Here is a 19,535-nt window from a genome sequence, read left to right as displayed (position 1 = left end):
TTTTTTATTTATTTGAAACTTGAAAGTTTGTGAATTATTGAACAAACTTAGATACCTACAAGACTAGGACAGGTTTAATGCAACGCTAGTGGAACAATTCCTGTTAAAATCTTTCCATTCTAAAAACCCTCCCCAAAACTCCCCTCTATAATCTCGCTTCTATACTGCTTTTAAATATCGATTTCACCACACTCCAGAGTTTATTTTGATTATTGGAATCAGCTCAATTGATTTTGATTATTTTAATCCGCTCAATTCATCTTGTGAATTGGTATTCTTTCAATTTGTGTATCGGTATACTTTCCATTAGTCCACCTTAATCATCAAACTGAAAAAAAAGCTCCACTTAAGAGGTCTATCATTATACAGCGGAATGGGAGAAGCTCGTTCGGAGGAAGTCACGATGCATTCGCGACTCCAACGAACAAGGCAATATCGATTGCTTCACGAGCTACGTTCAAAGCTCGAAAGAAGCACAAACGTAATTTTCTAGTTCAGCCCATATTGATTCATGTTTGTAATAAACGAGTGGACTCTACATTTTAGCAATATCCCTAATCACTTTCATCATCCCAGCTACCTGACGCCTACAATGTGAAGCGGGCGAGGGAAGCATGAAGATCATCGGCGAGCTCGGCCAGGCTATGTGCTGAGTGCAGGACATCCTCCATGACGGCCGCCTGCTCCTCGGAAGCAGCGGATATTTCCTGAATGCGCCCACTGCCCTCGTTAGTGATACGATTCACCATAATCATGGAAGAGGAGACGGAGCGGGATTCACCCGCAGCCTGCGTAATCGCTGCTTCGGTTTCATTGACCTTATCTACCGTTTTGGAGATGGAGGCTTCGATCTGAACAAAGGAAGCGGAAGCGTGAAGGCTCCGCTGCATACCGGCTTCGACACGCTCGGCCCCTTTGCGCATCGAATGAACGGCTGCCTCGGTTTTGGCTTGCATATGCGCGACGAGTTCTGCGATTTGCCTTGAAGATGCGGCCGAATCATCCGCGAGCTTGCGAATCTCGCTCGCAACTACCGTGAATCCGCGTCCGGCATCGCCTGCTCGTGCAGCTTCAATGGAAGCATTTAGAGAGAGCAGATTTGTTTGTCCGGCGATTTCGTTTATGGCCGTTACGATGGAGCCAATAGTGGATGAGGCTTCGTAAAGAGCATTGATATCCGCTTCGGTTTCTTCCACGTTTTGTTTGATTTCGAGCATCTGTTCATGGATTTGCGAGGCAGCGTCGGCCCCGGTATGATTGGCGAGCTCTGCGTCGTGGGCGAGCAGCTTCATTTCCTTGCCAATTCTCTCGACGTACGAGAGCTGGCTGACCATATGGTCCGCAGCAGAGCTAAGGCTATTGATCGTTTCCGTCTGCTGCTCGAAGCCAGCGGCTAGCCCTGATGCTTCTCCAGCCATCTGTTCTGCTGCACCGGAGGTTTGATGAACGCTTGCCGTGAGCTCCTCAGACGAGGCGGTAAGCGTCTGTGCGCTCTGGCTAACCTGTTGAAGGAGGGCGTGGATGCCGCCAATCATCGTATTAAACGATTTGGTTAATTGGCCAATCTCATCTTGGGAGAAGTAGCTGCCTTCCACGGTAAGATTTCCATGTTCTGCTTCCTTCATCAGATGCTGAAGCGATATGACCGGTTTTGTAATCATTTTAGTTATAACAATAGCAATTGGTATGAGCAGCAGCAGGGCTGCGAGTGTACCGAGCAATGTAATAAGGTTGCTGTTTGCGGCACGCGTTTCGCTTGCCTGATTCATTGAAGCGGCGGTTTCCTCCGCTGAGTTTGCTAGTTTAGTAAGAAGTTCAGTCATGCTTGCGCGTAGGCCAGCCGTTTGCCCTGTATACAGGGTGTAGGCTTCATTGACTTTTCCATTCATCATGAGATCTACGATTTGCTGTTCTTGTTCGTTATACTGAGCGAGCAGTCCATCGTATTCTTTCAATAAAGCAGTTTCGTTATTGGTACGCGTCGTGGAGCGATATTGCTGAAGAAGCGAACTGGATGCATCTGAATTGCTATGTATTTGCTCGACTAAACTATCGATACGAGTGTTATCTTCGTTGAACATAAATTCTAAGAACAAGGCATTGTGTTTATAGTCGTTAGCTGAAACTTGTTTAATCCAGGAAAGCGGCAGCAGGCTGTCGTCGTACAGGTCATTAGATAAGTTAGCCATCTGGCGAATGGAGAGATTACCTCCAGCCCCTACAGCAATAATAAAAAATAAAGCAGCTGCTACGATCATCGCTATTTTTCTTGAAACTTTCATATTTTTCATGTGGTAAGCCTCCCCTTTTCTGTCTATTAAGATCGTAGCAAATAATTCCTGCGGGGAAATTAAGGGAAGCTTAAGGGAGTATAAACTATTATTAAAAATGAAATTGATATCTTACAAATGTATTAAATGTATAATAGATGAAAGAACGTAACAGTTACGATATAATAGCAGGATAGCATCCTGCTTAAAATTTAGATACACAGGAGACCGAATGATGACGAATAGAGAACAAAATATACCTGTACATTTGCTTTCCGGGTTTCTCGGAAGCGGGAAGACGACGCTGCTTGGAAGATTGCTTGACTATTACACCGCCCAAGGAAAAAAACCGGCTGTCATTATGAATGAGCTTGGTGATATCAACCTCGATGGTCAGCTCGTTCAGGATGATGTTCCGATGGCCGAAATGCTTAGCGGCTGTATTTGCTGCACGATGCGTGGGGATTTAGGCTTGGAAATCAGCACGCTGATTAGCGAGCATCAGCCAGACGTTATTTTTATTGAATCTACGGGCGCCGCGAATCCAATGGAGACGCTGGATGGGGTGACGGAGGCGGCGATGTACAAAGCCATCGACCTTCGCAGCGTCATTACGGTCGTAGATGGGCCTGAGCTGCTCGAACGCAGCCGCGAGAGCAAAGGAAAAACCTTCAAGCTGATGCAGGAGCAGATACGCTGCGCAACGATATTGCTGCTCAACAAGGTGGATAAGCTTGAGCCGGAGCAGCTTGTAGAAGCGCAGCAGCAGCTGCGGGAGCTGAATGCCCATGCTCAAATGATAGCGACGGTTCGCTGTGCCATTGACGATTGGAGCTGGCTGGGCGAGACGGAAGCCATAAATGTTGGAAAGTATGCATCAGAGAATAATCCATCTTTGCAATCGTCTCACGATCACCTTGCGAAGGGGCCTCTATCCGGCGAAGGCGAAGCCAGTTCAGTAGATGGTTGTTCACTCGGACATGAGAGTGGTCACGACCACAATCATGCAGAACTCAATCATGAAGAACTCAATCACGACCATAGCCATAATCACCACCATTCGCATGAGCATGTCATGGTCGTCACCCACTACTGGCGCAATCCGGTGAGCAGTGAGGCATTCGAAAATCTGCTTCAGCGATTGCCGTCCAACATTTACAGGGCCAAGGGAATCGTGACGTTTACCGATGCGCCGAGCCGTTTTCTTTTTCAGTATGCGTTTAAGGAATCCGATTTCATGAGAATTGATCCGCAAGGCCATGTGAATGATGTCGCTGTATTTATCGGGGAGCATTTCTCCAAGGCTTGGCTGCTAGATGAGTTGAGGCTGCTTGAGCAGGCTGCGGCGGAGGGCAAAGAGCAGTAGATTGCCTCTTGTAGGCCAATGTCGAAATTTGCCGTCTTTATGTCTATTCAAGTGTTTGCTTGGGCAAAATAATCCAGATAAGGCTTATATGGCCTTGCATCACGTTGGAATAGAAAGGTGTGGCAGCAAATGATTAGAAAATGGTTCATACCCGCCACGGCGCTTGCGCTATTGCTTTCGTCAGCTCCCGTAGGGGCAGCGAATCAGGCGTCAGCGATGGCCCATGCTTCACTAGCGGTTCAGCACCCAAATGAGTCCGATGCGGACAGCGAACATAAGCATCATAAAGGCAAAATGACCCGCAAGGATTTTGAAGCGTACCGACTGGAGAAGCTGAAGGAACTGGCAACCTATTTCGGCATTCAAACCGATGGCAAAACACCGGAACAGCTGAAGAAGGAAGTCGAGTCTGCGAAGGTGGCCAATAAGGACAAGTGGGAAGCCTTTAAAGCGGAGCATCAAGCGAAGCGGCTGGAGCATTTGCGCGAAATTGCCGAGGAGCACGGCATTAAGACGGAAGGCAAAACGTCTGACCAGCTGCGTGAGGAGCTCTACCTGCTGCATGGAGGCAAGGGCAAACGACCTCATCGGCTCGAGGATCATGACCGCGCTAATGAGGACACCAAAGAGCAAAGAACCGAAAAGAAAAATCAGGTATAACGGCAATAAGGCTGTCCTAAGGGCTAATCCCCCTTTGAGGACAGCTTTTTTTTTGCTGATAAGCAATCCTAAATCCGGCATATATAGGATCTCAACTGGGTAGAAAAACATGTGAAAAATAAATTCAAAACGGCATTTGGGATATATTACAAATGTCATAAAAGTGAAATAGAGGCGATCGACTCTTGCGGTGAAAAATAGGAGGTGCCTAAAGTAGTTTTTTGTCGAAAGATATAGTGTTTTTAACCTATCTTTATCATTGTGCTTTAAGCAAAATGTCAAGTATACTAGAACCAAATCACAATTTGGCAGATTACGTCGATTTTTGCTTTCTCCACAACAAGGGGCTGATAGATGAGATGAGAAAGATTAGGCTAAGCATTGCACAAAAATTAATATTTTCACTTGGCCTGCTGGTTACTCTCTCCTTTGTTATTCTGGTATCCGGCCACCTCATCAAGCTCTACCAGTCGAATCTTCGAGAGAGTGAGCTTCTTGCACAAACCCAATCGATTGCTAATATACATCCTTTTTCCCTGCTTATGGACCAGACGGTGACCATGCTGGATACGCTTGAAGCCACGATGAAGCAGATGAATAAAGAGCATTTGCAAAATCGCGAGCTTATCGTTGATCTCCTGAAGCAGGTGATGGAGAACCATCCGGAAGTCATTGGCGTCTATACGATATGGGAGCCGAATGCTTATGACGGCAAGGACGAGCTTAATCGCAACAAAAATAGCTACGATGATGCTACGGGACGTTTCATTCCGTATGTGTATCGCAAAGGCGATGCCATCGAGAGCTTGCCGATCCAATTTTACGAAGACAAGGTGCTGGGCAGCTTTTATCAAATTCCGAAAGTGACAAAGTCATTTTCGTTAATTGAGCCTTATTATTATGATATCGAAGGCAATTCTGTACTTATGACCTCGCTTGTGCTTCCTATTTTGGATGAAAACGGCGAATTTACAGGCGTCGTAGGCGCTGATATATCGCTAGAGTCGGTTCAGAAGCATATCGCAACCTTCCGGCCATTAGGCGGCTACGCAAACATTATCACAACGGAAAATAAATATCTCGCCAACGGACGGAATCCGGAGCTTGTAAATCATACGTACCAAATGTGGTCGAATGCGGATGAGCTTGAAGCCATGAAAGGGACTCAGCCGCGTTTTAACTATACGTCAGACCCCGGAGGTGAAGGAACCGTTCTGCGGTTGTTTTATCCCATTCTTGTCCATAATGTTCTATGGCATATGGAGACGGTAATTCCGAAGAAAAATATGCTGTCGAATTACTATAAAAGCTTATGGGAATCCTTATTAATTACAGGATTCGCGCTGCTCTTTATGGCAGCCATCATGGGCTTGCTGGTGCGGAAAATTATTTTGGTCAACATCCATAAAGTCATAAAAGCAACTTCGGCGGTCGCAGCCGGCAACGAAGGCCAGCAGTTAAGCATTTATACGAATGATGAGTTCGAATTTATGGCGAACCACTTCAATAATATGCTTACTCAGCGCAAGGAAGCCGAGCAGTTAATTGAATATCAGTCTACGCATGATTTATTAACAGGCTTGCCCAATCGCTACGCCTATCATCGGTATATGGAAGGAAAGCTGATAGCTGGGCAAACGGGGCCGAGCCACTTGGCCTTGCTCTTCATCGATCTCGATCGGTTCAAAATGATAAACGACAAGCTTGATCACGCTATGGGCGATCAGCTGCTTAAGCAAATGGCCGAGCGGATTGCAGCTAAGGTGGGCGTTCATGGGAAGGTTTTTCGTTTTGGCGGGGACGAGTACATCGCTTTGCTTGAGAATGTGGCCCATCTACATCAAGCCTTTCATATCGCAGAAGAGATTTTGAATGTTATTGCTGAGCCGATTAAGCTCAAGGACCGGATATTTTACATAACGGCTAGCATTGGAATGAGCATTCTCCATGAATGGACTCCCGATGTTGCGGATCAGCTTGTGAAGGAATCCGACATCGCGATGTATGTAGCCAAGAAAGAAAGAAATACGTGCAAGGTTTATTCTCCATCAATGAATGATGTGACGAAGAAAGAGCTCATACTGGAGAACAGCTTGTTCAAAGCGCTTGAGCTTGGCCAGTTTGTTCTCTATTACCAGCCTAAGATCGATATGTCTACCGGCAGCATATACGGAGCGGAAGCGTTGATCCGTTGGAAGCACCCGGAGCTTGGGATGGTGTCGCCGCTTGATTTTATTCCGATTGCAGAGAAAACGGGATTCATTATCCCGCTCGGCGAGTGGGTTCTTTACACGGCTTGCCAGCAAATCAGCGAGTGGGAGCGGATGGGGCTGCCATCCCTTTCGGTTAGCGTCAACATGTCGATGATCCAATTCCAGCAGAAGCAAATCGTTCATACGATCGAACGGATTATTTCGGATGCGGGCATTCGTCCGGCGCAAATCGAGCTTGAAATCACAGAGTCGATCTTTATGGAAAATCCGGCGCACACGCTTAAAATTTTGCATGAGCTGCAGCAGCTCGGCGTGAAGCTTTCTCTGGATGATTTTGGAACAGGATATTCCTCGCTTAGCTATTTGCAAAATATTCCGCTGCATACGCTTAAGCTGGATAAGTCGTTTATTAGCGGAATCGTTGGCGATATTAAGAAACAAATGATCTTTAAGTCGGTTATCGTCATTGCGCATAACTTGAACCTGAGAGTGGTGACCGAAGGCGTGGAAACGCAAGAGGAACTGGATATCATAACCGATCATAATTGCGATGCTGTTCAAGGCTATATTTACAGTCCTCCGGTGCCGGCGCCAAAATTCGTACAGCTTTACATGGAGCATAATAAAGAAGAAACCTAAATAATGAACCGTCTCCCGTCTAACGGAGAGACGGTTTTTTTGCAAATGGTACAATAATATTTAGGCAAAGGTGCTACAAAATGGCGAATGGCTACGTCTTTCCTATAGCTTGAGCAAAATAGGTAAGGAGGGGAACGGAATGGAACATTCGGCGCCGGATTTGTTTCGTCAGCAATTTAATCAGCATTATCCGTCAGTCAGACGCAAACTTATCGCGCTTATTCGCGATGAAGCAGCCGCTGAGGACCTTGCGCAGGAAACCTTCCTGAGGCTTTACCGGAATCCACCCGATCAGCCTGAAGCTATTGGTGGTTGGCTGCACCGGGTACTGACGAGATTAGCGTATGACTATATGGATAAGAAAGCGCGTGAACGCGCATTGACACAAAAACAGGAACAAAACGTCCTCGCTCAGCCGCAGGCGATAGATTCGAATGAACAACAGCTTATCGACAAGGACGAGCAGGAACGGGTACGAGGCTGGCTCGATACGCTGCCGGAACGGGATAAGCAGATGCTGCTGCTTCGATATGAGGGGTACAGCTATGAAGAAATCGCACAGCAGCTGCAAGTGAGGCAGCCGCAGGTCGGCACCATGCTGCGCAGGGCGGGAGAGCGTCTAAAGCGTCAGGCTTTAAAGTCAGAGAGCGCAATCACCCATGAATAGGCATTTGGCGGTTCAACGATTAGTTGTGCAAGGTCAATACCTTTGAGGAGGAAATCCAAATGACAACAAGCGAGAGGTCGAGCAAGAAAGAACAAGAGCAGACAGAAGCCGCTTGGGCACGGCTCCAGACGAGGCTGCAAGAGGTGGAGCCATCTCCCCTTTGGGAGCAATGGGAAGCAGAAGGGGCAGCGCGGTGGTCGGCACGGGGTAACGCAGATGAGCCGGCATTAGGAAGCAAGGCGAGCATAACGACGCAAGGGCATGCTCTTCTTCCGGTGCCGGCACTTGATCAAGGCAATGCCGTGCCACTCGGGCGGGTGCGCAGCTTGCCAAACCAGTCCGCAAGCAAGCCTGCGCAGAGGGGAACGGCGCGACGCTGGATGAAGAAGAATATGGGAAAAACCATAGCTGCATGTGCAGCCGTGTTTTTGACGGTCGTTATTGCGACTCCTTCAACGAACCAGGCATTGGCCGCATGGTTAAATACATTCCGTATGGATAAGGTGATGGTTGTCCAAGAGAATGATCTGGTTACGCTAATGAACAGTTTTATGAACGATGGCGAAACGCTGGAGCTGTCGAATCGATTTGGTGATTTTGAGCAAACCGCTCACGGGCAATGGAACAGGATTACGCCAGAGGACGCAGCGAAAGCATTGGGCTTCGATATTCCTTCCATAAAGGTTGCCGACAATCAGGTGGTTTATATCTCATCCAGCGCGACCCAAACGTTTACCTTCCGCCTGAAGGTGAACGAAATTAACCGTACGATGAGCAAGCTCGGCGCGGATAAGCTGCTGCCCTTATCAGTGGATGGCAAAAAAATTAACTTTGATACCGGGAAGCAGACGCAAATTTCCTATCAAACGGCAGGCACAGACGCCAATTCCTTAAGGAGGGGAGTGATGGTCAACTATATGGAGGTTCCAACCGTTAACGTTGATCCGTCAGTAGAGGTTAAGGATGCCTTTGATGCGGTTATTCGGTTCCCGGCCTTGCCCGATCATATCCGTACCTCGCTATTACAGGCGTCCAGCCTGGAGGATGGTGAAATCCCCATGCCGCTCATCACGAGAGGCCAACCGGAGAAGGTCGCAATAAAAGGAATAGACGTTTATGTCGAGAGGCAGGATGATCAATATGCAGCGGCTACCTGGCTGGAGCATGGCTATGTCGTGACTGCTAATTTCTCCAATTATGGGAATGAAGCCAACGTGAAATCCGTCATTGCGGAGCTGATCCGTTCATGACGACTCCAGCTGTTGAGACGATAAACTTAAGCAAAGATTACGGCGACGGACGCGGCTGCCGCGATGTCACCTTAACGATTAGGAAAGGGGAAGCCTTCGGCTTCCTCGGGCCTAACGGGGCAGGCAAAAGCACGATCGTCAAAATGCTTACGGGATTGATTACGCCAACCTCAGGCAAATCTCAGATATTCGGTTATGCTTCAGGAACGATGGAGGCTAATCGAAGACTGGGTTATTTGCCTGAGTTGTTCCGTTATCCGGACTGGCTGACCGGAGAAGAAGTCTTAGCTTTTCACGCTAAATTATGCGGTCTGGATCGGATTGCCGCAAGGCAGCGAATTCATCTGCTTCTGGACGAGGTCGGCATAGGCAGCCGTGGCAGGGATCGCCTAAAGGGCTATTCCAAAGGGATGCAGCAAAGGCTGGGGCTTGCCTGTGCTTTGCTTGGCAATCCCGATATTATTTTTCTGGACGAGCCAGCCTCGGCACTGGATCCCGTGGGCAGGCATGAGGTGCGCGAGCTGCTTACAAGGCTGAGGGAGCAGGGGAAAACGATTTTTCTCAACTCCCATTTGCTGGAGGATGTTGAGCTGCTATGCGACAAGGTAGCGCTGCTCAATAATGGGCAGGTTCTTATGGAAGGGCATGTATCCGACGTGCTGCGTTCCAAGTCCAATTGGCGTTTGAGGGTCGGAGGCTATACTCCGCTAGCGGCCGAGCGGATAAATCAAGTATTGGGCTTGAACGTCGTTGTAAGTGAACCGCCGTTTGCCGGTGGTCCGGTGTGGCTGGAGATCGAGCTGGAGGATGATGAGCAGATTGGCTTAGTAAATTATATTCTTATTGAGCTGGGACTGACGCTCTATGAGGTTGGTAAGGCAACCTCTCGTCTGGATGAGTGGTTTCTGCAAGCCGTATCGGGACTTGAACATAGGGGGGAACGCCGATGAATGCGGTATGGGAATTAACCTGGAGAGAGCTTATCCGCAAGCGCGTGACGTTTATGGCGGCTATGATGACGGTTATTTTTCTAGTCGCTTATTGGTTTGTTGCGAATGCGATTGCAAGCGAGCCGCAGCCCTTCCCAGGCGATCTGTCGATTGGCTTATTTAGCAAATTTATTAGCAGCGCGATGGTTTTGACGCTCGGTTTTTTCTTCGGGGCGTTTGCTATTGCATTTTTAGCTATCTTCAGCTCAGTGGCTGCCGTAACGGGGGAAGCCGAGCAAGGCGTGCTGCAATCGGTGCTGGCTAGGCCGATTCCGCGATGGAAATGGTTTATGGGGAGATGGATTGGCTTTGTCTCTTATGGGGCTACGTACGCTCTTGTCTTATATGTCGCGATTATTCTAATATGCTGGGTGGAAACAGGCGTCATCTATAACCTGGTTGTCCTGCTGAAATCGTACCTTCTATTTGCTTCTGTCGTACCGCTGCTCGTATCTTTAACGATGTTTGGCTCTTGCTTCTTGTCTCCTTTGGGAAATGGAATCGGCATGACGATGCTGTTTGGCATGGGGTGGCTCGGCAGCACGATTGGCCGGTTTATGGGGCTTGGCAAAATACAGCTGGAAGGACTTCAGACGCTGGAGACCATTACAGGGTTAATTAAGCTAGCGATGCCGGCAGATACATTGCAGCAGCGCATGCTGAGCGAGCTGTTTTCCATGTCGGAACTAAATGGTCTGATTAATTTAAATCAGGACCTAAGCGTTTTCTCAATCAGCGATGTGCCGTCTAATTCTTTCTTAATCTATTGTGCGGTTTATACAGCGATATTATTTGCTGGCGCCATGACCGTTATGGTGCGTAAAGACTATTAAGCAGTGCTGCCCCGTCATCGGAGGCAGCACTTGCTATTTAGATTGTCCACTGCGAGTGGACAATGGCGCTCAAGTACCAAGCTCCGTTTAATTCTTCAAGCACGAGAATGAGACTTTCCCAGTCCATCCCCGCATATTGCTCGTCAAACCCGCTGAAATAATAATCCATCACAACGCTGCCTGGAAAAACTTCCTTAATATTAACGAGCGTATTTCCTTCTCCTTTTATTTCGTCAGCGCCGACGCTCTCGGAGGCAAGAAAGTCTTTATCATAAACAAATTTCTCGTAGTATTGCTTAAAAGTTAGGGAAATAGGTTCTCCAGAGCCATCATAGGCTCCCCAATTATATACGGTAGAATCGGTAAACGGCGGCAAGCCATCGGCTTGAAAAACTTTGGCAGAATTCGTATCAATGTGAGCGTAAGGTGAGAATAATAAGCCTTTATCCGGGTGGATATAGGCATTTAATGTGGTCATATCACTCTGCTTTAAAGCTAATAGGATTGCTGCTGCCGCTTCCTCTGGCGTAGCTGCGGGAATGGGAGCAGTAGGTTGATTAGTGCCGCTATCCCCGCTTGGCGAAGGCTCAGCCGGACTTGTGCTTGAAGGGGAGGGCGCAGCTGTTCCGTCACCCGCAGTAGGATTTCCTTGATTGGCTGTTGAGCTGCAGGCGGAAAGAAGCAGTATTAGCAACAAGAAAGCTATTCCTTTTTGCATAACTCGATCACCTCTTTCTTGTATTTTTTCATTCTTATTACCCAAGTAGACGGAAAGTTTAATCAAATGTTGCATTAGTGCTTGTAGATGGGCGGAGCGTCTGATAAACTGTAATTGTTATTTAGTAAATTTATTAACTAAATTCGGAGTGTGGTATGGCGACAATCAAAGATATTGCGCAGGAGGCGGGTGTTTCATCCGCTACCGTATCCAGGGTTTTGAACAATGATGTGACCTTGGCGGTAAGTGAGGAAACACGGACACGTATATTTAGCATTGCCGAGCAGCTGCAATATAAGCCATCCCGGCTGCGAAGGATGAAAAAGGATGAGCAGCTCTCACGACAGCAAATTGGTTTGCTGATGTGGTCCACGCTGGAGGATGAGCATGATGACCCTTACTTTTATTCGATTCGCAAAGGCATCGAAACACGCTGCGAGGAGCTCGGAATCAGTATCGTAAAGGTCATGCGGGGCGGCAGCCGCGCGGAGATGCAGCCTGCACACGAGCTGGATGGCGTCATTGTTGTAGGCTCCATAGACGAAGGCGATGTTCTACAGCTGTACAGCAACAGCAAACGGCTTGTATTCGTTAACCATTCGTTTGAGCTGAATGAATATGACACGGTGATGCTGCACTTTGAGCAGGCAACCAGAGCTGTCATTTCGCATTTTAGGACACTCGGGCATGAAAGAATAGGGTATATCGGCGGTAACGATATGGTTCATCGGCTTTATCGCCACGAAGATGGATTTGAGAATGACGAGCCGCGCCGCATTTTTTTCGAGAGGGCGATGCGTGAGCTGGGGCTGTATGACGAAAGCCTGGTCATCAAGGCACAGTGGTCCTCGAATAGCGGCTATGAGGCAATGAATAGGCTGCTGGAGCAAAGCGCAAAGCCGACAGCATGCTTTATCGGAAGCGATCCGATGGCGGTTGGCGCGCTGCGTGCACTTCATGAGCATGGTCTTAAAGTACCGCAGGATATGGCGATTATAGGATTTGACGATATTGAAATATCGGCTTATTTGAACCCGCCGCTAACTACCGTCCGTGCCTATACGGAACAAATGGGCAGAGCAGCGGTACAGCTGCTTCTTGAGCGAATTGAAGGGCGCGAGGCGGCCGTGCATATGACGATCAATACGACGCTCATTGTACGGGAAAGCTGCGGCAGCCCCTTGCTCCAAAACGACATTTAACTTCAGGAGGTTTTTATTTTGACGATTCAATATGATCAGCAGCGTTCTTTATTCCATTTGCAATCCAAGGATACGAGCTACGTTATTCATGTGACCAAAGCAGGCTATCCTGCCCATGTTTACTGGGGTAAGAAGGTACGCGGAGTACAGCTTGACCGCTTGTTCCAGCTTACCGAACGGGCATCCTTTACGCCAAGCACGGAGCTGGACCAGCTCGAATTGTCGCTCGACACGCTTCCGCATGAGTATCCGGCTTACGGCAACTCCGATTTCCGCATGCCTGCATTCCAGGTAAAGCAGCCGAATGGCTCGACGGTAACGGATCTTCGTTATGAATCCCATACGATTATAAATGGTAAGAAGTCACTTGAAGGACTTCCTTCGACTTATACCGAAAGCGACAAGGAAGCACAAACGCTTGAAATCACATTGAAGGATGAGCTCGCGGGGTTGTCTGTTATTTTATCCTACACGGTATTCGAGGAGTATGACGCGATCGCGAGATCGGCAAGAGTCGTTAACCATGGTACGGATACGCTGCAACTGCAGCGCGCATTCAGTATGAGCCTTGATTTTGCACATGATCAATTTGAAATGCTGCAGCTGTCAGGCGCATGGATTCGCGAGCGCCATATTCATAAGCGCAAGCTCGTGCCGGGTTTGCAATCGGTTGAGAGCCGCAGAGGCTCAAGCAGCCATATGCAAAATCCGTTCGTCGCGCTGCTTTCTGAAGGGGCAACGGAAGAGCATGGGGATGTTTACGGGGTAAACCTCGTTTATAGCGGGAACTTTACAGCTGGCGTCGAAGTCGACCAATTCCATGCGGCACGTTTGTTTATTGGGATGAATCCTTTTGACTTTAACTGGAAATTAGAGCCTGGCGAGCAATTCCAAACGCCCGAGGCGGTTTTGGTCCACTCTGACCAAGGGCTTGGCGGCATGTCGCGCAGCTTCCATGATTTCTACCGTGCTCGTCTTATTCGCGGAACATTCCGTGATCAGACACGCCCAATACTGGTTAACAACTGGGAAGCTACGTATTTCAACTTCAATGCCGACAAAATCGAAGATATCGCGCGTGCGGGCCAAGAGCTTGGCATCGAGCTGTTCGTTCTCGATGACGGCTGGTTCGGTAAGCGCGACAATGATAACACATCGCTTGGCGATTGGTTCGTAGACCGCAATAAGCTTCCTAACGGCTTGGAGGATTTGGTTAGCCGCGTAAAGCGCCTTGATATGCAATTCGGTTTATGGTTCGAGCCAGAAATGATCTCGCCGGAGAGCGAGCTGTACAAAGCGCATCCGGACTGGTGCTTGCATATCGAAGGCCGCAGACGGACACAGGCTAGGCATCAGCTCGTGTTGGACTTGTCACGGAAGGATGTTCAGGAGTATATCGTGAAGTCGATTTCGGATATTCTCTCAAGTGCGCCTATCACTTATGTGAAATGGGATATGAACCGCAATATGACGGAGGTCGGTTCAGCTCTGCTTCCGGCGGATCGCCAACGCGAGACGGCCCATCGTTATATGCTTGGCCTGTATGCAGTGCTGGAGCAAATTACGACAGCTTTCCCGAATATCCTGTTCGAGAGCTGCTCTGGCGGCGGCGGCCGCTTCGATGCGGGGATGCTGCACTATATGCCGCAGACCTGGACAAGCGATAACTCGGATGCGATATCCCGCTTGAAGATTCAATACGGAACGAGCATTGTTTATCCGGTTAGCTCGATGGGCGCCCATGTTTCAGCGGTGCCTAACCATCAAGTAGGCCGGATCACTTCTCTAGAGACGAGAGGAAACGTCGCGCTCTCCGGCAATTTTGGCTATGAGCTTGATCTGACCCAGTTTACGCAAGAAGAGAAGGACGCGGTTAAAGTACAAGTGGAATTGTACAAGGATGTGCGCCATCTCGTGCAATTCGGCGATTTTTATCGCCTATTGAGTCCATTTGAAGGCAATGATACGGCATGGATGTTCGTTTCCAAAGACAAGAGCGAAGCATTCGTCGTGTACGTCTCTGTATTGAAAGAGCCTAATACGAAGCTTAACCGCTTCCGTCTGCAAGGACTTGATCCGAATCGGGATTATAAACTGCATGGCGAAGAATCGGTGTACGGCGGCGATCAGTTATTGCACGCTGGCTTGGCCACACCGCAATTTTCTGCTGATTATGCAAGCAAGGTATACCGTTTCCGCGCAGTAGAATAGACATTTAATTGAACAACCCTAGTTCATCTGAATGCAAGGTATGCGCTCAGGCTGATGCTGGAAATAAAAAAAGCTCTTCCTTAGGCAGAAAAACTGCTTGGGGAAGAGCTTTTTCGATCTGCTGCTATGTATAATGAAGACCGATTAGTAGTTCGCTGCCGTTGCAGCAGTTATGGCTATAACCGCCACGATAATAATCGCGTAAATGACAAGCACGATTGCAGCCCAGAGCAGGGAAGCTTTGAAGTAGTTTTGTTTCGTAGGATTGCCTTCACCAAACGCCCAAACGAACATCATAACGATGTTTACAATCGGAATGATAAGAATGAGCATCATAAGCATCCATTCTTTCACGGTAATGATGGGTGCTACGGGTTGCTGCTGGTGATAGCCGTCATAACCAGGCGCCCCCGGATTCCCTTGATTTTGTTGATAAAAATCCATTAAGTTCTCTCCTTTAATTTCGTGTTGCTGTAACAAATTGTTCACAAATTTATTATATATACTTTCCTATAACTTACAACCCCTATTTTGTAAAAATATTAAATTATTTAAAAATATTATACAAACTTGTCCTTTAATATATTGAAAATATAAAAGGATTTTGTCGAATGGAATAAGCTGTCTATCTATTAAACCGATTAAGGGGAATTGAAACATCTCTTATTTTATTTTTTTGAAAATCCGCTTGCCCTTGACGCAACGTCAAGGGTTATACTTTTTTTCAGAGGGGGAGGGATACGTTTGGAAAAGGATTCGCTTTATGCGATTGGGGCTTTCGCTAAGCTGACATCATTAACGGAGCGCACGCTCCGTTACTATGATCGGAAAGGCTTGTTAACGCCTTCTAAGCGGAATGAGCACGGTCACCGTTTCTATACCGAGCGGGATTTGGTTAGATTGCAAAAAATAGTAACGCTCAAATATTTGGATTTTTCACTTGAGGAAATCGCCTCTTACTTGCAAAGGCCGGATGAGGATTTCCAGCAATCGTTAACGGTGCAATATGAGCTGCTGCAACAAAAGCAACGGCATTTGGAGCGTGTACTGGATACGATTGGACGAATGCAAAAAATCGTCGAAAAAGCAGGGCGGGTCGATAGTGATTTGATGCTTGTGTTTATCCACAATATCCAGCATGAGGAGAATCAGAAGCAATGGCTGTCGCAGCAAATGCCATCTTCATTCGTGGGAGCCATATTTATGGATGAAATGAGTTTGGAAGAGCGCTTGGCTAAGGAAAGCACCATTACCGCAATGGTGATGGAATTAAAAGAACATTATAAGCAAGGCAAGGAGCCGCTGGATGAAGAAGTGCTTGCGAGTGGACGAAGGCTGGTTGCGTTTCTGGAGGAGCTTCTTGGTCCGGTACTCGAGAGCATGAATGAAGAGGAGCTTTCCAATATGGGGTTTCTGACCGATCGGGAAGCGCCGATAGATCCTATCCTGTTTCCGAATGCATTTACGGAGCAGGAGGAGGCCTATTTGAAAATTGTATTTGATCACTTGGAAGCATTCAGCATACTTAGGGAGGAGCTTGTTAATGGGGAAAAGAGCTGATGGTGCAACGCCGGAAAAGGCTGTTCGCTTCTCGCAGTTTATCAAACTGATCATGAAGCATAAACCGTCTACTTTATTAATTATAACGGCGGTTGTGCTTGGCCTAGGGGAAACGCTGCTATCCTTAACGATCCCACTGCTGACGAAAAATCTCGTTGAGGAGCTTTCTGCTTCTACCGTACAAGCCGCCACGTTTATCGTATTGGGAGTGGTGTTCCTTGGACAGACGATTATGTCAGGCTTCTCGGTTTATACGATGTCTTATGTAGGGCAGCATGTGATTTCCGGTTTGCGCCGCGAGGTATGGGAGCGGGTGCTGCGGCTGCCCGTTCCTTTTTTTGACCGTAACAATTCCGGAGAGACGATGAGCCGCATGACCAATGATACGAACGTGATTAAGGAATTTATTACCGGGCAAGTGATTTCATTTATGGGCGGCATTTTATCGATTATCGGGGGAGTTGTCTTGCTGCTGCTCATCGACTGGAAACTGACGGTGCTTATGCTGGTTGCCGTTCCGCTGGCGCTGCTCGTCCTTTGGCCGCTCGGGGCTAAAATGTTCGCCATTTCCAAATCTATGCAGGACGAAACGGCGATGTTCCAAGGCGACCTTGGCCGTGTGCTTTCTGATATTAGGCTGGTAAAGGCGTCGCTGGCTGAACCGACCGAGCAGCGGAGAGGCGGCTTGCGGATCAATCAATTGTTCAAATATGGCCTGCAGGAAGCACGGATCATGGCCATCGTAACTCCGCTGATGATGACGGTCATGCTCCTTATCCTTGTTTTGCTGATTGGATATGGCGGCGTGAGATTGGCGCAAGGCACATTGACGGGCGGCGAGCTGGTCGCCATCTTATTGTATATGTTTCAAATTGTCATGCCCTTTACGCAAATGGCATCGTTTTTCACCCAATTCCAGAAGGCGATGGGCGCTTCGGAGCGCATCGTGGAGCTGCTCAAAGAACAGGAGGAGCAGTCTGGAGCCGCAAAGCTTAAGCCTATGCAGCCGAGTAAAGGGCTGCGCGGAGCCGCGATCCAGTTTAACCAGGTTAGCTTTGGTTATACGGAGGATCGGCCGATATTACATTCCCTTTCCTTTCAAGTAAAGCAGGGCCAGGTGACAGCGTTTGTAGGACCAAGCGGCACGGGGAAGACGACGATTTTCTCGATGCTGGAGCGTTTTTACGATCCGACGGGGGGCTCTATCACTTACGGAGGCGAGCCGATTGCAGAGATGCGGCTGGATGACTGGCGCAAACGTATGGCTTACGTCTCGCAGGAAAGTCCAATGATGCAGGGCACGATCCGCCATAATCTCACTTACGGACTTGAACAGGTAGACGAGACGGAACTGGAAGAAGCGGTGCGGCAGGCTAACTTGTCTTCTTTCATTGAATCGCTGCCAAGCGGCTATGAAACGGAAGTGGGGGAGAGAGGCGTTATGCTCTCGGGCGGGCAGCGTCAGCGGCTGGCTATCGCTCGTGCAATTTTGCGGAACCCGGATATCTTGCTGCTGGATGAGGCGACAGCCCATCTTGACAGCAACTCGGAGCAATCGGTACAGGAAGCGCTGCAAAGCCTGATGAATCAAAGAACGACACTCGTCATCGCACATCGCCTGTCTACGATACGGGGCGCGGATCGAATCATCGTGCTCGAGAATGGAGGGATTTCCGGCCAGGGCACCCATGCGGAGCTGCTTGAGCATAACGAGCTCTACAGCAAGCTTGTTTCACAGCAGTACAGCTTGGAGCATTAATGCTGGGCTCTTCGATACTTGTTTAATGTTTCATAGGCAAAGGATATGGTTATTATTTTTCTAATTTTATCCAACTTGTTAGAGCGCCGCTTGTCTTTTTGAGCTATAATCAATGCCATGGAGAATATGGATCTGGATGGTCTGCTATGGTCATTGGATGATAAAAGAAAGGCGGTGCTGGGATGGGCAAGGTTGCAAAGGAGCCAGATCGCCCCATTGCGCTGGTGACGGGAGCGTCCAGCGGGTTTGGACTTTTAACCACCATCCGCTTGGCACAGGAGGGATATCGTGTCATCGCGACGATGAGAGACATAGGCAAACAGGATCACGTGCATGGCAAGGCCGAGCAGCAGGGCTTGGCAGCTTTCGTGGAAACGATGAAGCTTGATGTCACCGACCACGAAAATGTGGCAGACGTCGTTCAGCAGGTCATTCAGCGGTGGGGACGCATCGATGTGCTTGTTAATAATGCAGGTTATGCGGTGATGGGGGTTATTGAGGAAGTGCCTATGGCCGATTGGCGGGCGCAGCTGGAGACGAACTTCTTTGGCATGGTCGCTGTGACCAAGGCGGTTCTACCGCATATGCGGGTTCGCAAGTCTGGCAAAGTAATTAATGTCAGCAGCGGAGCGGGGATTATCGGCTTCTCCAACACGGGCCCTTACTCCGCTTCCAAATTTGCGATGGAGGGCTTTAGCGAGGCGCTTCGCTTGGAGCTCCTGCCTTTCTCGATTCCGGTAGTGCTCGTTCAGCCGGGAACCTATAATACGGGAATTTCAGCCAAGCATGTATACCGCAGTCAGCCGAACTCCCCATACAGCAAAATGATCGAACGCTTTAACGCCTTCAACGCGAAGTCGGAGCAGAATGCTCCCGATCCGATTCACGTGGCCAACACGATTGTGAAAATATGCCGAAAAAGCCATCCAAAGCTGCGTTATACATGTGGCAGCGATGCGAAAATGATTTTCCTCATGAAAAAGCTGCTCCCATGGCGACTAATCGAATGGGCTCTCCGCAAAGCGCTTCACTAAAACGATCACTGATTACGCTCAGCTCAAAAAAACCATGGGGGGGACAAGAAGTCCCCCTATTTGTTCTGTCTATCTCTATATAAAGTAAGCGGGCGCATTGAATTATTGTATATCAATATAGAATTTATCTATTATGGATGCGATTGACTGCCTTTGATCGTAGG

Annotated in this window: 15 protein-coding genes; 12 read left to right on the top strand and 3 right to left on the bottom strand. The window is 48.4% G+C overall.

Going from position 1 to position 19,535, the window contains the following annotated elements; genetic code table 11:
- Nucleotides 1–587 precede the first annotated feature (587 nt).
- Nucleotides 588–2,291, bottom strand: a complete 1,704-nt coding sequence (locus tag FJQ58_RS04760; protein WP_139991286.1) for a methyl-accepting chemotaxis protein — start codon at nt 2,289–2,291, stop codon at nt 588–590.
- A gap of 214 nt (nt 2,292–2,505) precedes the next feature.
- Between FJQ58_RS04760 and FJQ58_RS04755 the strand changes: the two genes are divergently transcribed.
- The 7 genes from FJQ58_RS04755 to FJQ58_RS04725 all read left to right on the top strand — a co-directional run bounded on the left by FJQ58_RS04755 (nt 2,506) and on the right by FJQ58_RS04725 (nt 10,887).
- Nucleotides 2,506–3,636 carry a CobW family GTP-binding protein gene (locus FJQ58_RS04755; RefSeq protein ID WP_139991285.1) on the top strand — a complete coding sequence of 377 codons (1,131 nt, stop codon included), beginning with the start codon at nt 2,506–2,508 and terminating at the stop codon, nt 3,634–3,636.
- A 129-nt stretch (nt 3,637–3,765) separates the two neighbouring features.
- The gene (locus FJQ58_RS04750) at nt 3,766–4,296 is read left to right on the top strand and encodes a hypothetical protein (protein WP_139991284.1); all 531 of its coding nucleotides are present in this window, start codon (nt 3,766–3,768) and stop codon (nt 4,294–4,296) included.
- Nucleotides 4,297–4,655: 359 nt separating this feature from the next.
- Nucleotides 4,656–7,148 carry an EAL domain-containing protein gene (locus tag FJQ58_RS04745; RefSeq protein ID WP_162341306.1) on the top strand — a complete coding sequence of 831 codons (2,493 nt, stop codon included), beginning with the start codon at nt 4,656–4,658 and terminating at the stop codon, nt 7,146–7,148.
- A 139-nt stretch (nt 7,149–7,287) separates the two neighbouring features.
- Nucleotides 7,288–7,815, top strand: a complete 528-nt coding sequence (locus FJQ58_RS04740) for a sigma-70 family RNA polymerase sigma factor (protein ID WP_139991282.1) — start codon at nt 7,288–7,290, stop codon at nt 7,813–7,815.
- Between the two features lie 59 nt (nt 7,816–7,874).
- A complete protein-coding gene (locus FJQ58_RS04735) occupies nt 7,875–9,065 on the top strand; it encodes a hypothetical protein (RefSeq protein WP_139991281.1) in 1,191 nt (396 codons plus the stop codon).
- Nucleotides 9,062–10,015 carry an ABC transporter ATP-binding protein gene (locus tag FJQ58_RS04730; RefSeq protein ID WP_139991280.1) on the top strand — a complete coding sequence of 318 codons (954 nt, stop codon included), beginning with the start codon at nt 9,062–9,064 and terminating at the stop codon, nt 10,013–10,015. Before FJQ58_RS04735 ends, FJQ58_RS04730 begins: the two co-directional genes overlap by 4 nt.
- On the top strand, nt 10,012–10,887 hold the full coding sequence (locus tag FJQ58_RS04725) for an ABC transporter permease subunit (protein WP_139991279.1): 876 nt from the start codon (nt 10,012–10,014) through the stop codon (nt 10,885–10,887). The genes FJQ58_RS04730 and FJQ58_RS04725 overlap by 4 nt, the downstream gene beginning before the upstream one ends.
- Before the next feature lie 37 nt (nt 10,888–10,924).
- Here the strand turns inward: FJQ58_RS04725 and FJQ58_RS04720 are convergent, their stop codons facing one another.
- Nucleotides 10,925–11,605 carry a YxeA family protein gene (locus FJQ58_RS04720; RefSeq protein ID WP_139991278.1) on the bottom strand — a complete coding sequence of 227 codons (681 nt, stop codon included), beginning with the start codon at nt 11,603–11,605 and terminating at the stop codon, nt 10,925–10,927.
- 155 nt (nt 11,606–11,760) lie between these two features.
- Here FJQ58_RS04720 and FJQ58_RS04715 point away from each other — a divergent pair, with 155 nt between their 5' ends.
- A complete protein-coding gene (locus FJQ58_RS04715; RefSeq protein ID WP_139991277.1) occupies nt 11,761–12,807 on the top strand; it encodes a LacI family DNA-binding transcriptional regulator in 1,047 nt (348 codons plus the stop codon).
- A gap of 18 nt (nt 12,808–12,825) precedes the next feature.
- Nucleotides 12,826–15,018, top strand: coding sequence for an alpha-galactosidase (locus tag FJQ58_RS04710; RefSeq protein ID WP_139991276.1), 2,193 nt, complete (start codon nt 12,826–12,828; stop codon nt 15,016–15,018).
- A 144-nt stretch (nt 15,019–15,162) separates the two neighbouring features.
- On the opposite strand, the gene FJQ58_RS04705 is transcribed toward FJQ58_RS04710, so the two are convergent.
- Entirely contained in the window at nt 15,163–15,462 is a 300-nt protein-coding gene (locus FJQ58_RS04705; RefSeq protein WP_238403797.1) for a hypothetical protein, read from the bottom strand.
- Between the two features lie 300 nt (nt 15,463–15,762).
- Here FJQ58_RS04705 and FJQ58_RS04700 point away from each other — a divergent pair, with 300 nt between their 5' ends.
- The 3 genes from FJQ58_RS04700 (at nt 15,763) to FJQ58_RS04690 (ending at nt 19,371) form a co-directional block, all read left to right on the top strand.
- Nucleotides 15,763–16,578 (top strand): MerR family transcriptional regulator, encoded by an 816-nt coding sequence (locus FJQ58_RS04700; protein ID WP_162341304.1) that lies wholly within the window; start codon nt 15,763–15,765, stop codon nt 16,576–16,578.
- Nucleotides 16,562–18,337 carry an ABC transporter ATP-binding protein gene (locus FJQ58_RS04695; protein WP_139991274.1) on the top strand — a complete coding sequence of 592 codons (1,776 nt, stop codon included), beginning with the start codon at nt 16,562–16,564 and terminating at the stop codon, nt 18,335–18,337. The genes FJQ58_RS04700 and FJQ58_RS04695 overlap by 17 nt, the downstream gene beginning before the upstream one ends.
- Before the next feature lie 182 nt (nt 18,338–18,519).
- Complete coding sequence (locus tag FJQ58_RS04690) at nt 18,520–19,371, top strand: SDR family oxidoreductase (RefSeq protein ID WP_139991273.1); 852 nt, start codon at nt 18,520–18,522, stop codon at nt 19,369–19,371.
- Nucleotides 19,372–19,535 lie beyond the last annotated feature (164 nt).

The sequence above is a fragment of the Paenibacillus paridis genome, from assembly GCF_006345825.1.
Classification (GTDB): Bacteria; Bacillota; Bacilli; order Paenibacillales; family Paenibacillaceae; genus Pristimantibacillus; species Pristimantibacillus paridis.
This window is presented reverse-complemented; position numbering and strand designations above follow the sequence as displayed.